10 protein-coding genes are annotated in these 13,868 nt (G+C 65.1%); 4 read left to right on the top strand and 6 right to left on the bottom strand.

Features of this window, described 5'->3' with window-relative positions; genetic code table 11:
- The first annotated feature begins 36 nt into the window (after positions 1-36).
- The 3 genes from L0963_RS11245 (at position 37) to L0963_RS11235 (ending at position 3,054) form a co-directional block, all read left to right on the top strand.
- Positions 37-744 carry a Crp/Fnr family transcriptional regulator gene (locus tag L0963_RS11245; RefSeq protein ID WP_234179557.1) on the top strand — a complete coding sequence of 236 codons (708 nt, stop codon included), beginning with the start codon at positions 37-39 and terminating at the stop codon, positions 742-744.
- Positions 745-1,104: 360 nt separating this feature from the next.
- Positions 1,105-2,589 carry a peroxidase family protein gene (locus L0963_RS11240; RefSeq protein ID WP_234179554.1) on the top strand — a complete coding sequence of 495 codons (1,485 nt, stop codon included), beginning with the start codon at positions 1,105-1,107 and terminating at the stop codon, positions 2,587-2,589.
- Positions 2,590-2,826: 237 nt separating this feature from the next.
- Positions 2,827-3,054, top strand: a complete 228-nt coding sequence (locus L0963_RS11235) for a hypothetical protein (protein WP_234179551.1) — start codon at positions 2,827-2,829, stop codon at positions 3,052-3,054.
- On the opposite strand, the gene L0963_RS11230 is transcribed toward L0963_RS11235, so the two are convergent.
- The 3 genes from L0963_RS11230 to L0963_RS11220 form a co-directional block, all read right to left on the bottom strand.
- A complete protein-coding gene (locus L0963_RS11230; protein ID WP_145923508.1) occupies positions 3,055-3,486 on the bottom strand; it encodes a DUF5681 domain-containing protein in 432 nt (143 codons plus the stop codon).
- Positions 3,476-4,687 carry a DNA modification methylase gene (locus L0963_RS11225; RefSeq protein WP_442800561.1) on the bottom strand — a complete coding sequence of 404 codons (1,212 nt, stop codon included), beginning with the start codon at positions 4,685-4,687 and terminating at the stop codon, positions 3,476-3,478. The genes L0963_RS11230 and L0963_RS11225 overlap by 11 nt, the downstream gene beginning before the upstream one ends.
- 753 nt (positions 4,688-5,440) lie before the next feature.
- A complete protein-coding gene (locus L0963_RS11220; protein ID WP_234179548.1) occupies positions 5,441-7,495 on the bottom strand; it encodes a S46 family peptidase in 2,055 nt (684 codons plus the stop codon).
- A gap of 177 nt (positions 7,496-7,672) precedes the next feature.
- On the opposite strand from L0963_RS11220, the gene L0963_RS11215 reads away from it, so the two are divergent.
- Positions 7,673-9,544, top strand: a complete 1,872-nt coding sequence (locus L0963_RS11215; RefSeq protein WP_234179545.1) for a M1 family metallopeptidase — start codon at positions 7,673-7,675, stop codon at positions 9,542-9,544.
- On the opposite strand, the gene L0963_RS11210 is transcribed toward L0963_RS11215, so the two are convergent.
- From L0963_RS11210 to L0963_RS11200, 3 genes are read right to left on the bottom strand one after another with little or no spacing between them, the layout of a single operon-like run.
- Entirely contained in the window at positions 9,541-10,914 is a 1,374-nt protein-coding gene (locus L0963_RS11210) for an efflux transporter outer membrane subunit (protein ID WP_234179543.1), read from the bottom strand. The two genes, L0963_RS11215 and L0963_RS11210, sit on opposite strands and share 4 nt — an antisense overlap.
- Positions 10,911-12,098 carry an HlyD family secretion protein gene (locus L0963_RS11205; protein ID WP_234179541.1) on the bottom strand — a complete coding sequence of 396 codons (1,188 nt, stop codon included), beginning with the start codon at positions 12,096-12,098 and terminating at the stop codon, positions 10,911-10,913. Before L0963_RS11205 ends, L0963_RS11210 begins: the two co-directional genes overlap by 4 nt.
- A complete protein-coding gene (locus L0963_RS11200; RefSeq protein WP_234179539.1) occupies positions 12,095-13,777 on the bottom strand; it encodes an MFS transporter in 1,683 nt (560 codons plus the stop codon). Before L0963_RS11200 ends, L0963_RS11205 begins: the two co-directional genes overlap by 4 nt.
- Positions 13,778-13,868: the final 91 nt, after the last annotated feature.

Here is a 13,868-nt window from a genome sequence, read left to right as displayed (position 1 = left end):
GCTCCACTTTTGCTCCGGCGCCGTTAGAAGCGAGTCATGGCCGCCCGAACCTCCGTCGATCCCAGGACGATCCGCACTCTCGCGCTGCTGGCCGGACTGCCGTCGGCCACGCGCGAAGAGGTGATCGCATCGGGACGGTTGCGCGAACTGCCGCATGACACCCGCATTTTCGGCCAGGGCGAGCGCGCCGGCCGCGCGCACGCGCTGCTCGCAGGCTGTGTGCGTATCTCGCAGGTTGGGAGCGACGGCGAAGAGATGCTCGTGCGTCTTATCGGGGCCGGCGAGATTTTCGGCTGCGTCCCGTTCCTCACCGACGGGCTCTATCCCGCCGATGCGACCGCGATGGTCGACTCGGTCGAGATCAGCTGGGATCCCGCCGATCTGCTCGCGCTGATGCGGCGGCAATCGCAGGTCGCGATCAACATGGCCGGCATCATCGGCAAGCGCCTCGGCGAAGCGCAGGAGCGATTGCGCGAGCTCGCGACGCAGAGCGCCGAGCGCCGCATTGCGCGGACGCTGCTGCGCCTGCTCGAACAGGCCGGCTGCCGTGACGACGAGGGCGTGCGGATCGCCTTTCCGCTCCGGCGCAAGGACATCGCCGACATCGCGGGGACCACGCTCCACACCGCGAGCCGAACGCTCGCCGAATGGGATCGAAGGCGGCTGCTGGTCAGCCGGAATCAGCATCTGACGATTGTGTCGGAGGCGGAGCTACGGCGCATCGCCGAACGGACGGCGGACTGAGCGAGGTTGCTGAACCAGCGGCATAATCCGCATCCGTAAGCCGAGGCCCCCGCGCTGCCCGGCCCGGCGGCGCGACGGACCGGGAACCACACCGCTTGCGCGGTTGGAAGGCTAGCCCGCTTTTTCCCGATCGAAACGCCGGCCAATCCGTCAGACAGACCGCGCGCACTTGGTCGCGTTAAAGCACCTCCCTGTCAGCCTAACGCGGCATTAAGCCTCTTTTATCTTTAAAAGCGCCCGTCGCGCGCGCAACCTGCCCGTCTTGGTGTCGTGCCAGAACAGCGGATGCGCGCCGTCTCCTTGACGGCGAAGCCCTCCCAAAAATCGCAACAGCATAGCTAGATAGCAGGAGAGACTGCCATGCCTCGTCACGGCGTATATCCGCGCGACATCGTTCCGCCGCGCTCAAAATATTCCGACGCTGGCCGCTTCGGCCGCATGTTCGGCGAATTGCCCCCCTTTGCCGCCGATACCCCCGATGTCCGCGCCGCGCTGATGGAGATCGGCAAGCCTGGCGGGATCATGGATGCCAAGGACAATCTGGCCAAGACGCCCGCCGAGCTCATCACCAACCCGGCGCTGTCGGCGAAGAACAGCGACAACCCCAACCTGACCGCGGGCTTCACCTTCCTCGGCCAGTTCCTCGACCATGACATGACGTTCGACCCGACCTCCAGCCTCGAACGGCAGGCCGATCCCGAACAGATCGCCAATTTCCGCACGCCGAGCCTCGGCCTCGACAATGTCTACGGCGCCGGGCCGGGCGGCAGCCCGCATCTCTACGACACGCAAGGCGGCAAGGGCGGCAAATTCCTGCTCGAAGCGACGGGCACCGCGAACAAGTTCGACCTGCCGCGCAACAGCCAGAAGGTCGCGTTGATCGGCGATCCGCGCGATGATGAAAATCTCATCATCAGCCAGCTCCAGGTCGCGTTCCTGAAATTCCACAACGAGGTCGTCGATTATGTGAAGACCAAGATCAAGCTGACCGGCTCCGACGAGATTTTCGCCGAGGCGCAGCGGATCGTGCGCTGGCATTATCAATGGATCGTAGTCCATGAGTTCCTGCGCCGGACCTGCGGCGATGCGGTGGTCGACGATGTGCTGCAGAACGGGCGCAAATATTACAGCTGGCACAACGAGCCCTATATTCCGGTCGAATTCTCGGTCGCCGCCTATCGTTTCGGGCACAGCCAGATCCGCCCGTCCTACCGCGCGAACTTCACCGGCAACGGCGGCAATCCCTTCTTCGCGATGATCTTCAAGCCCACCCCGTCGGACCCCGACGATCCCGACGACCTGTCGGGCGGCTGCCGCGCGCCGCGGCGTTTCGTCGACTGGCCGACCTTCTTCGACTTCGCCGACGGCAATGTGAAGCCGAACAAGAAGATCGACACGACGCTGTCGACCGCGCTGTTCCGCCTGCCGGGCTCGGTGGTGCCCAACCCCGATCCCAAGACCAACCCGGCGTCGCTCGCGCAGCGCAACCTGCTGCGTCACCTGACCTTCGCGCTCCCCTCGGGCCAGCGCGTCGCCCGCGCGATGAAGCTGCCTGAGCTGTCGAAGGGCGACCTTGCCGACCTCAAGCCTCACGGCTTCGACGACCGCACGCCGCTCTGGTTCTACATCCTCCGCGAGGCGCAGACGGTGGAGAATGGCGAGCGGCTCGGCCCGGTCGGGGCGCGGATCGTCACCGAGGTGTTCCTCGGGCTGCTCCACGGCGACAAGGGCTCCTATCTGGCACAGGATCCCGAATGGCAGCCCTTCCTGCCGACCGTCGATGCGTCGAAGACGGGCGACGATTTCAGGATGGTCGACCTGCTGCATTACGCGAAGGTTGCGTAGAGAGCGGTCCGCGAAGATTGGCCGCCGGCATCGTGCGCCTATTGCCGGCGGCCAATTTGTGCCCTCCCCCCCCCCCCCCGCCCGGGATTATCGCCTCGCGCGGATGCAGCCTGCCGGGGGATGCGTTTCGGTCGACTTGGACTTCGCATTACTCGATCGGCGCGTATGCATTCTCGATCGCGAAAGGTCGATCCTCGGCAATTTCATGCGGCTGAACCCCGATTCCAGCGAAAATGCATGGCCGTGCAGGTCAAATCCGCGGCAACGAAGGAGACATTTCTCGATTATCGGACGCGGCTGATCGAACAGGGAGCGGCAGACAGCATGCTGCTCATCTGCCACTCCCCTTCCTTCGACGTCGCGAGTGCCGGTGATCCATCAGCCACAATCCTGACGGGCAGCCGGTTGGCCCGACTGGCGATCGATTGCGGCCTGACGCAATGGATCCTCGATCGCGCGCGCTAACTATCCGCCATTTGGCGATCCGGGCCGGAACTCCTCGTTCTCCTGAAATTCATCGGCCAGCGCCTGAAGGAAACGGCGCCGCGCTTCATCGCTCGGGATGACGCTGGACGAGAGGACATTAAAGGCGCCAGCCTTGTCCAAAGCCTGAAAGGCTCTCGTTCGCTGCGCGGGCGTGCCGGTCAATGCATCGTTTATAAGGGCGATGGCGATCGCCGCGCGCTTGGATACTTCACGCTCCTCACCATTGATGCGAACCTTGATCGGCTCACTGGCAACGGCGATGAGCAGTTCATTCATCATTCGATGATCGGGGGATCGGTCCTTCGGCGGTCGCCCCTTCGGATTGCCGGATCGCCCCGGCCGGAACCGATGCTCGCGCGGCGGCTTCCCCTTCCCCACCTCATAGGGCATTTCAGAATAATCATTCGACATGGTCGACTCCATTTTCAGTTGCTTCAACGTGGGGTTGTTCGGGTTCGGGCTCCGCGTGGACCAGCACGGCCTTTCTGCCGGTGAGGCGTTCCCATCGGGCAATGGTGCGGTCGACGTAGCGGGGCTCATATTCGACGAGGCGGGCGGCGCGATCGATGCGCTCGGCGGCTATCAGCGTGCTGCCGGAGCCGCCGAAGAGATCGACGACGATGTCGCCGGGCGCGGTCACATCGAGTAGCGCCTCGGCGACCAGCGCTACCGGTTTCACGGTCGGATGAAGCTCGAGCGCCTTCTTTCTTCGCTTCCCCACCCCGGCCATACCGGGAAAGCTCCAGATGTTCGTGCGGTTCCGACCGTTCTTTCCAAGCTCGACATTGTTGAGATGCGGCGCGGTGCCGTGCTTGAACACGAACACGAGTTCATGCTGGCTCCGATACAGCGAGCCCATTCCGCCCTGCCCCTTGTCCCAGACGCATATATTCAGGCGCTTGTCGAAGCAGGCGTCGCCGGCCTCGATCAGCTCGCCGACATGGGCATGGTCCATACAGACGAACGCGATCGCACCATCGGCGAGGATCGCGGTGAGGTTCGAGAAGGCGCCGGACAGAAAGGCCACGAACTGCTCGCGCGACATCTCGCCCGACGCCATCGCGAATTCGTCATGCTCGCCGCTACCCGAGACATGGCCGTTGATCTTCACATTATAAGGAGGATCGGTGAATGCCGCCTTCGCAACACCTCCGTCCATCAGACGCGCGATCACAGCGGGGTCCAGGCTATCGCCGCAGATCAGCCGGTGCGCACCCAGTATATAAAGGTCGCCTCGCTTGGCGCGCGGTGGAGCGGTGTCGTCCGCGGGCTCCTCATCAAGATCGTCATAAAGCCCGGCCTGGTGATGACCGACGATGCGATCAACTTCGCCGATGCTGAACCCGGTGAGGCCGATATCGAGTGTCGGCACTTCAGCGCGGATCTCTTCCAGCTCAAGCCGCAATGCCTCAACATCGAAGTTCGCAACTGCCGGCAGCTTGTTCGCTGCGAGCGCATAAGCACGCAGCTCGGCATCGCTCAAATGCTCGATGCGGATCACCGGCACCATGTGCCAGCCGAGCTGCTTCGCGATCTCCCAGCGCAGGTGGCCATCGACGATCACTCCGGCGGCGTTGATCGCGAGCGGTTGCAATATGCCATATTCGGCCATACTCGCCTCGACCATTCGGCGCTTGTGCGCGGGATGCTTGCGGACCCGCCGCGCGGCAGGCGACAACTCGGACAGCGCCACATGCTCGTGCGGACATTGCACCGACTGACGGTTTGATCCCGTCGAACTCTTGTTGGGCTTCGGCACGCGGACCTCCTCGTTTGAGGTCTCGCCGACATGCGAAAACGAGACCTGGTTAAACTCAGTCCTCGTCTTCTGGCGCCGCCCTTCCGCAGAAGGGCGCTTGCGGCCTATATACGCGTCCACGCGCTCGGCCGCAACCAGTCACGCGAATTTTCTGATTTTGTTTGAAGAGTTTACATTTCTTGGAAAGCGCGGCTTTCCCTGATCTGGCCGACTGCTTTCCCTGTTATTGGCAATATCTTTCCCTGTTCTGCCGCGTAGGGAAAATCGCTCCAGAAACACCAGAAAAGCGGGGCGTTCGAGCAGCAGAAATTAGCCAAAACAGATCAAAATTTGGAATTACCCTGTTTATTCCCTGCTTATCAGGGAAAATCAGGGTGAGACCGGAGCTGTCCGGACTGCGTCGCGCACCATACAGTCCTGCGGGACTTCAAAAATTGGGCATTCACTTGGAATTACCCCGCGGGGCGCGCCGTTTGCGTCGGCGCTTTCAGCTATTGTCGTCGCGCTTAAGCCCGGCCATCGAGATGAGTCCGCTGCGACGGGCGACGGTTGGTCCGCCGCCCGCCGCAACCTGTCTGCATCACCTCCGCGGCGAAGCAGGCATCGCTATTTGCCCGCCAGCTCCTTCACCAGCGCCGGCGCGGGATAGATGGTTTCGAGTGCTTCCTGCACTGCAGCGGTCGAAACGACGACGGTACGGTTGAGCGTGCCGTCGTAACCGTAATTGCCCCCGAGCGAGTGGATATTGCCGTCGAACGCGGCGCCGATGACGGTACCCGCCTTGTCGATCACCGGCGAGCCCGAATTGCCGCCGATAATATCATTGGTCGTCACGAAGTCATAGGTGACCGCCGGATCGATGGCCGCCTTTTTCGCCGCAAAAGCCGGGGCGACGTCGAACGGCGGGTTGCCCGTCGCGCGGTCGAAGGTACCGCCCATCGTGGTTGCGATCGGTACCGCATTGCCGCGCTCGATCCAGCCCTTCACTTGGCCATAGGAAATGCGCAGCGTGAAGGTCGCGTCGGGATAGAGCGTGTTGCCATAGGCGGCGAAGCGCGCGTCGGCGATCTTGCCGCCGGCGACGGCGAGCGGACCGCCATAGGCCTCGTCGACCGCGTTTTTTAGCGCGCGCTGGCGCGGCGCGAGGCGCAGCGCGAAGCGGATCATCGGATCGTCGCTGGCCTCGATCGCCGCAAGTCCGCCGTCCCACAACGTCTGGCGATAGGCGGGATCGGCGAGCTTCGATCCTTCGACGAGCCGCTTGGCGAGCTGTTCGGGACTTTCTTGACCGAGCAGCAATTTGGTGTCGGGATCGTCGGCACCCAGATATTCACGCGCCTTCGACAGGCTCCATTCGAGCGTCAGTTCGTCGAGCCAGGGATAGACCGGCTTCGCATCGAGCAGGCTCTTCTTGGTCAGCGGCAGCGCGCTGTCGGTGTAGCCGGGCAGGCGCTCGCCATTGGGCTTCGAGCGCTCCTGCGCCGCATAGACGAGCGTTTCGGCATAGCCATAAAGATCGCTCATCGGATTGGTGAAGCGCGCCGGCAAATAGAGCGAGCGATAGGCGCCGACCGCCTTGTCGACCGACGCCCAGGGATCGCCGATCGCGGCATTCCCCTCGCTCTTCTCCTTGAGCTCGTCCTCCTTGGCGACCAGTGTCGCGGTGAAGGCCGGGTCGTTCAGCGCCTTCTGGCGGCCGATATAGACTTTCAGGCTGTTTTCGAGCCCATTGAGAAGATCGAGCCCTTCGCGTTCATGATCCTTGCTTTCCTCCATCGCGCGCAGCAGGCGCCCGCGCAGTTCGGAATAGGTCGTCACCGTGATCGGCAGACGCAGTTCGCGCTCGAAGGCAAGCTGGCTGGTCGTGTAGAGCCGGCTGGTCGAACCGGGGTTGCCGACGACGAAGGTCATCTCGCCCTCACGCGGCGCGCGCGGGTTCCATTGCAGGTGCGCGGGCGTCGCGACCGGCTTGCCATTCTCGTACGCGCGCAGGAAGCTTGCATCGAGCGAATAGCGCGGGAAGTTGAAATTGTCGGGATCGCCGCCGAAGGTCGCGGCGCGATCTTCGGGCGCCCATGCCAGCCGCACGTCGGAATATTTGCGATATTTGTAGAGCTTGTACTGACCGCCGCCGAACAGGGTGACGACCTGACAGCGCGTCTTGTCGGTGTCGGGACAACCGCTCTTTTCGATCTCGGCGATCTTCGCGTCGCGCGCCTTGGTCAGCGCTTCACCCGCGAGCGATCCCATCGCCGCCTTGATGGCCCCGGTGACGTCGCCGATGCTGGTGACGACCTCGGCCTGCTGACCGGGGCATTTGAGTTCCATGTCGCGGCGGTCGGCGACATAACCGTCGTTGAGATAGTCGGCGCCCGCCTTCGAATTGTCGAACAGGCAGCTTGCGACACAATGGTGGTTGGTCAGGATCAGGCCTTCGGCCGATACGAAGCTTGCCGAACAGCCGCCAGTCAGACGCACCGCGGCCGCCTGCACCTTGCCCAGCCATGCCTGGTCGGGCGCCCAGCCATACGTCTGTTTCACCTGCTGCGCCGGAAAGGCATCAAAGGTCCACATCCCCTCTTCGGCGAGCGCGGGAGGGGCGAGCAGAGCAGCGCCGGCGAGCGCGGCCGCGGCGAACGAAATGGGGCGATATTGGGTCATTGGCAAAATCCATCATTTGAATCATCGACATCCCGCGCGGAGAATGGCCATGCGGGCATGGCGCACACCTTGCGCCGGATCGGCCGCAATCTCCACCGACAATTTCGCGTTCGCCAAGATTGCTTCGTGCCACCAGCCGGTTGCAGTTTCGTGCGCCGCCGCCTACGCCGCCTTCCCATGCGTATGATCCTGCTCGCCGCCGCGCTGCTCGCCGGCGCCTCGCCCCTCGCCGCACAGACGGCGACCGCCCCTGCCCCCATATTGACGACGCCCGAGGCGAAGGACGTGTGGACCCACGCCGATCCCGAGGTCGCCCGCGTCACCCATGTGTCGCTGAACCTCGATGTCGATTTCGCGACCCGCACGCTGGGCGGCACCGCGACGCTCAATCTGCTCACCGCCAAGAATGCGCAGTCGATCGTTCTTGATGCCGACAATCTGGCGATTTCTTCGGTCACCGATGCAAATGGCAAGCCGCTAAAATGGGCGGTCGGCGATGCCGATCCCGAACTCGGTTCGGCGCTGACGGTCGAACTCGATGGCGCGCAGCGCATCGTCCTGGCCTATCGCAGCCGGCCGGGAGCCAATGCGCTACAATGGCTGCCGCCCGAAATGACTGCGGGCAAGACCAAGCCCTATCTCTTCAGCCAAGGCCAGGCGATCCTCAACCGGAGCTGGATTCCGACGCAGGACAGCCCCGGTATCCGTCAGACCTGGGATGCGACGCTGACCGTGCCGGGCGATCTCGTCGCGGTGATGAGCGGCGAGAAGCTGAGCGGCGACAAGGGCGAAGCGCTGCCCGACGGTCGCCGCCGTTTTCGCTTTCGCATGGACAAGCCGGTGCCGCCCTATCTGATCGCTTTCGCGGTCGGCGACCTTAAATTCCGCTCGCTCGGCTCACGCTCGGGCGTGTGGACCGAAGCGACGATGCTCGACGCCGCGGCGCGCGAATTCGGCGATGTCGAAAAGATGATCGACGCGGCCTCGGCGCTCTATGGCCCTTATCGCTGGGGCCGCTACGACATGCTCGTCCTGCCGCCCTCCTTTCCCTATGGCGGCATGGAAAACCCGATGCTGACCTTTCTCACGCCGACGATCATCACCGGCGACCGGTCGAACACCGACGTCGTCGCGCACGAACTGGCGCATAGCTGGTCGGGCAACCTCGTCACCAATGCGACCTGGTCCGACAGTTGGCTCAACGAAGGCTTCACTACCTATTTCGAGAACCGGATCATGGAGGCGCTCTATGGCAAGGAGCGCGCGGCGATGTATGCCGATCTCGACTGGGACAATATGATGCGCGACATCGACGCCAATGGCGGCCAGACCGGCGCCAAGACCCGGCTGCACGGTGCACCCGGCGACGGCACGCTCGATTATACCAAGGGGTCCAACTTCCTGCGCATGATCGAAACGACGGTCGGCCGCGCGCGCTGGGACGCCTATCTCAAATCCTATTTCGACCGCCATGCCTTTCAGCCGCAGACGACCGCGGGTTTCCTGACCGATCTGCGCGAAAATCTGCTGAAGGGCGACCCGGCGCTCGAACTGTCGCTGCAACTCGACCGCTGGTCCTATGCCGCGGGCCTGCCCGACAATGCGGTGCACCACAAGAGCGCGACGCTGGCCGCGGTCGATGCCAAGTTTGTCGCCTTCAACGCCGGCGGTCCGGCGCGCGCCATCGCGCCCGAAGGATGGACGACGCAGCAATGGCTGCGTTTCCTGAACGGCATCCCGCGGACGCAGAGCGCGGCGCGGCTCAAGGAACTCGACGAAACGCTGGGTCTGTCGGCGTCAACCAACGCCTATGTCCGTTCGGCCTGGCTCGAGCTTGCCATCGCCAACCGCTACGAACCCGCGCTACCGTCATTGCGTCAGTTCGCGGGCACCGTCGGGCGCGGTCTGCTAATCCAGCCGCTCTACACCGGGCTGAAGCGTCAGGGCGCGTGGGGCGATGCGATCGCGCGCGACCTGTTCGCCCGCTCGCGCGCCACCTATCACCCCGCGGTGGCATCGGGGATCGAGAAGATCCTCGCTGGCGACTAAGCCGCCGGGGCGCCGCCGCCGAGCGCCTGATAGAGGGCGACATAAGCGTTCAGGCGGTCGGCGCGGAGCTGGATCAGCGCGAGATCGACGCCGACCAGCGACCGCTGCGCGTCGAGCTGTTCCAGATAGGGCGAATAGCCCGCGCGATAGCGGTTGGTCGCGTGCCGCAGCGCATCGGCCACCGCCGCGCGCTGCGCCATCAGCGCCTGTTCCTGCGCGTTGAGCCGGTCGATCGCCGCCAGCTGGTCCTCCACCTCCCGAAAGGCGGTGAGCACCGTCTTGTGATAGGCGAAAGCCGCCTGATCGCGCTGCGCGGTCGCGGCGTCGAACTGGCCTTGCAGCCGTCCGCCCGAAAAGACCGGCGCCAATATGCTGCCGCCGACCGACCAGATGCTGATCGGATCGCCCAGCGCCGAAGAGATCACCGCCCCCGCCGAAGCCGCCAACCGGACTTGCGGCAGGAATTGCGCCCGCGCGGCGCGCAGATTGGCGTCGGTCGCCGCCAGCGCATATTCAGCCTGCGCGATGTCGGGCCGCCGCCGCACCAGTTCCGACGGCAGCACCGCAGGCACCGGCGGCACCGCGAGCGCGGCAAAACCGCCGCCGCGCGCGATTGCATGCGGCGTATCGCCGACGAGCAGCGACAGGCCGTTTTCCTGCCGCGCGATTGCCGCCTCGATCGCCGGGATCTGCTGCGCCGTCGCCTGATATTCGGCCTCGGCCTGTCGCAGTTCGAGCCGCGAGGTATAGCCGGCCTCGGCGCGGCTGCGCGCGAGACGTAGCGCCTCCGACCGCGAGGTCAGCGTCTCGGCGAGCAACTGCCGCCGCGCATCGAGCGCGAGCAGCGTGATATAGCCGCTCGCCGCTGCCGCACTGACCGACAGTGTTGCCGCCTCGCGCGCCGCCGCAACCGCCGCCGCATTGGCCCGCGCCGCCTCGCGCGTCGCGGCTTTGCGGCCGAACAGGTCGATCTCGTAGCTCGCCTGGAACACCGGCTGCGCGGTGAAGCTTTCGGTTGGCTGGCCGAAGGCGTTGACGCTGCGCGCCTCGGCCCCTTGCCCGCTCAGCGACAGGTTCGGCAGCAGCAGCGACCGTGCGACGCGCTCTTGAGCCCGCGCTTCGGCAACGCGCGCCGCCGCGATGGCAAGGTCGCTGTTGTTCGCGCGCGCCTGTTCGACCAGCGCGGTCAGCCGCGCGTCGCCGAATGCCGACCACCAGCGGCTGTCGATCGCCGCACCGTCGGTCGGCAGCGCAGTGCGCCAGTCGGCGGGCGGTGCAACCGCGCTCGCGGCGGGCGGCGGCGTCAGCGCGGGCGCGCAGCCCGCCAATGCCAGCGCCAGACCGGCAAACGGCAAGGTGAGCCGCCTCATTCGCCGCGTCCGGTATGAACCGTCGCCACCACCGACATGCCGGGACCGAGCCGCTCGGCTAGTTTCTGTTTCGGGTCGATGCGGATGCGCACGGCGATCCGCTGCGGCACCTTGACGAAATTGCCCGATCCGGTGTCGGGTTTGATGATGCTGAACTCGCTGCCCGCCGCAGGGGCGATATTTTCAACAACACCCTTCAGCTCGGCGCCGCCCAGCGCATCGACGCGCAGCGTCGCGCGCTGGCCGACGCGGACATTCGCGGTCTGCGCTTCCTTGAAATTGGCGACCACCCAATGCTTCTCGGGCACGAGATACATGAGCTGGGTGCCCGGGCTGACGAGCTGGCCGACGCGGACCGACACTTCGCTCAGCTTGCCCGCGCGCGGGGCGCGAACGATCGTGTTCTGAAGATCGATGTCGGCCAGACCGCGCGCCGCCTTTGCATTGGCCACCCCGGCCTCCAGCCCGCCGCGCCCGACGCTCACCGATCGCACCTGCTCCTCGGCGATCGCGCGCTGCGCCTCGGCCTGCCGCACCGCTGCTTCGGCCTGGCGGAGCCCCGCGAGCGTCTGGTCACGTTCGCGGATCGACACCGATCCTTCGCCGACCAGATCGTTGACGCGCCGCATATCGGCCTGGGCACGGGCGAGCTGCGCGCGGGCGTTGGCGACCGCCGCCTCCTGCGCCTTCACTTGCGCCTCGGCCGAGCGCCTGCTCTGCGCGCTATTGTCGAGCGAGGCGGTCTGCGCGGCAATATTGGCGCTGCCCTGCGCAACGCGCTGGCGGTAGATGCGGTCGTCGATCCGCACCAGTTCCTGCCCCGCCGCGACAGTCTGGAAATCCTGCACCAGCACCGCGGTCACGTAGCCGCCGACCTGCGGCGCGATGATCGTCGTCTGGCCGCGCACATAGGCATTGTCGGTCGTCTGGCTGTTTGCTCGGAAGGGGGGCAGTCCCCAAGCGTAGAGAATGGCGAGCGCGCCGACGAGGATGATCGCGCCGAACAGGATGATCCGTCCGCGCGAACGCGGCGGCGCCCAGCCCTCGGCCGGCGCGTCGGCGGACGATTCCGCCGGGGTCGGATCGGCAGCAGCCGGCGCGGGGGTCGGCATCGGGTCCGGCGTCGGAGCCGGTGCCCGCGTTTCGGGCGCGGGCGGCGCGCCTTCCTGTTTGTCGTCTCTCATTGATTTTGCGCCCTCAGTTTCTGCAAGACTTCAAGTTCCCGTGCCAATGGATTGATTCCGCGGCGTCGATCATAAACCCAGCGCGCGAACATCGCGACGAAGGCGATCGCCGCCAGGCTGCCGATCACGACGAACACGTCGTTGAATGCCAGGATCGTCGCTTCGCGCGCCGCCTCGCGCACCACCTGCCCCGCGGCGGTCGCGCTGCGCAGCGCCGGGTCGGTGATGCTGCCGGTCAGACTCGCCGCGATCGCGTTGATCCCCTGCGCCAGTTCGGGGTTGGTCGTCGACAGGCTCTGCCCCAGCGTCATCAGATGCGCCTTGGTGCGCAGTGTGTGAAAGGCCGATAGCGCCGCGACCCCGGCAAGCCCGCCGATCGTCTGCGACAGGCTGAACACCGCCAGAAAGCTGACCATATAGGCAGGGCCGCGCGAAATGGCGCGCAGCAGCCCTTCGAGTAGCAATGGACCCATCACATAGACCGCGGCGAAGGCGATCGCGCCTTGCGAGAAATACAGGTTCACCGGTCCGGTACGCAGACCCGAATGGGTGTCGAGGAACGCGCCCACGGTAATGACGGCCAGCGCAACGAGGATCGGCCGCCGCAGGTCGGTCGGGTCGAGCCGCGCGATCGAAAGCACTGCCCCCATCAGCGTCGCGAACGACAGCACCGCATAATAGGTGACAAGCTGATCGTTGACGAGGCCGGTGGCGGACAGCAGCCCGCTCGCCCCGAAATTCTGTTCGGACGTCAGCACGCGGACGAGTGCGCCGGTCAGCGCGAATTTTATGAGGTTGCGGCTGCCGATCCAGCGCGTGTGGAGCATCGGATTTCGCCGGTAATGTTCGATCAGGAAGGCGGTGCCGATCAACACCACCGACGCAGCCAGCGCGCCGCCGAGCCACGGCGTCGACCACCAGATGATGCGCCCCTGCACCAGAAAGGCGCAGAGCAGCCCGACGCCGACTGCCAGGATCGGAAAGGTGATAAGGTCGAGCTTTTCGAACGAGCGGATCGTTTCGCCCGGCGGGAGCTGCAATATGTTGACCGCGCCGACCGCGACGAGCGAGAGCGCGAATTGCAGCACGAACAGATTGCCGATGTCCCCGTCGGCGAGCAACAGCGGCGATATGGAGCGCGCGAGCGGAATCGCCACCTGTCCCAGCCCGATGCCGAGCAGGAAGCCCGCAATCCGCATCTTCGCCGGCAAGCCTTGCATCATGTAGAAGGCAGCAAGCGTCGTCAGCCCGCTCGCAGCGATCCCCGACACGCCGCGCGCGATGAGCTCCATGCGGTAACCGGCATCGAAAAGCTGGACGAAATTGGCAATCAGGAGCGCGATCATCGTCGCACGCACGAAACGCTGAATACCGAATTGCTGGCGCGACTTATAGAGCAGGATGCTCATGCACGCATTGGTCATATTATAGGAAACGGTGACCCAGCCCGCATCTGCGGGCGTCAGGTCGAGATGCCCCTGCAGCACCGTCAGATTGGCGATGAGCAGGCCATTCTGGAAACCGCCGACGATCGCAAGATACAGGCCAATGACGAAATAACCGACCTTGCGCCCGACGGGATGGTCAGGCGACGCGGGCGACCCCGGCATGATCGGGCGTTCGTGCGGCTTGAACACATAGGCGCCGCCGGCTGCCGCGGGCGCTGCGGGATCAGCCACGCGCGTGCCTCCATCCTGCGCGCGGCCGTCGGCACGCGCGCGCCGGGCCGAAGTGCAAGGCGCCCCTGATCCGCATCTTGTGCGCCACGAT

Origin of the sequence: Sphingopyxis sp. NFH-91 (assembly GCF_021401285.1) — a bacterium.
GTDB lineage: Bacteria > Pseudomonadota > Alphaproteobacteria > Sphingomonadales > Sphingomonadaceae > Sphingopyxis > Sphingopyxis terrae_A.
Note: the sequence above shows the minus strand (reverse complement) of the source record. Positions and strands in the feature narration are given on the sequence as shown.

Bases quoted from the DNA above. Each gene is read 5' to 3' on its own strand.
- L0963_RS11210 (WP_234179543.1), bottom strand. From the start codon at position 10,914: ATGAGGCGGCTCACCTTGCCGTTTGCCGGTCTGGCGCTGGCATTGGCG.
- L0963_RS11225 (WP_442800561.1), bottom strand. From the start codon at position 4,687: ATGGCCGAATATGGCATATTGCAACCGCTCGCGATCAACGCCGCCGGA.
- L0963_RS11205 (WP_234179541.1), bottom strand. From the start codon at position 12,098: ATGAGAGACGACAAACAGGAAGGCGCGCCGCCCGCGCCCGAAACGCGG.
- L0963_RS11245 (WP_234179557.1), top strand. From the start codon at position 37: ATGGCCGCCCGAACCTCCGTCGATCCCAGGACGATCCGCACTCTCGCG.
- L0963_RS11220 (WP_234179548.1), bottom strand. From the start codon at position 7,495: ATGACCCAATATCGCCCCATTTCGTTCGCCGCGGCCGCGCTCGCCGGC.
- L0963_RS11235 (WP_234179551.1), top strand. From the start codon at position 2,827: ATGGCCGTGCAGGTCAAATCCGCGGCAACGAAGGAGACATTTCTCGAT.
- L0963_RS11240 (WP_234179554.1), top strand. From the start codon at position 1,105: ATGCCTCGTCACGGCGTATATCCGCGCGACATCGTTCCGCCGCGCTCA.
- L0963_RS11230 (WP_145923508.1), bottom strand. From the start codon at position 3,486: ATGTCGAATGATTATTCTGAAATGCCCTATGAGGTGGGGAAGGGGAAG.
- L0963_RS11215 (WP_234179545.1), top strand. From the start codon at position 7,673: ATGCGTATGATCCTGCTCGCCGCCGCGCTGCTCGCCGGCGCCTCGCCC.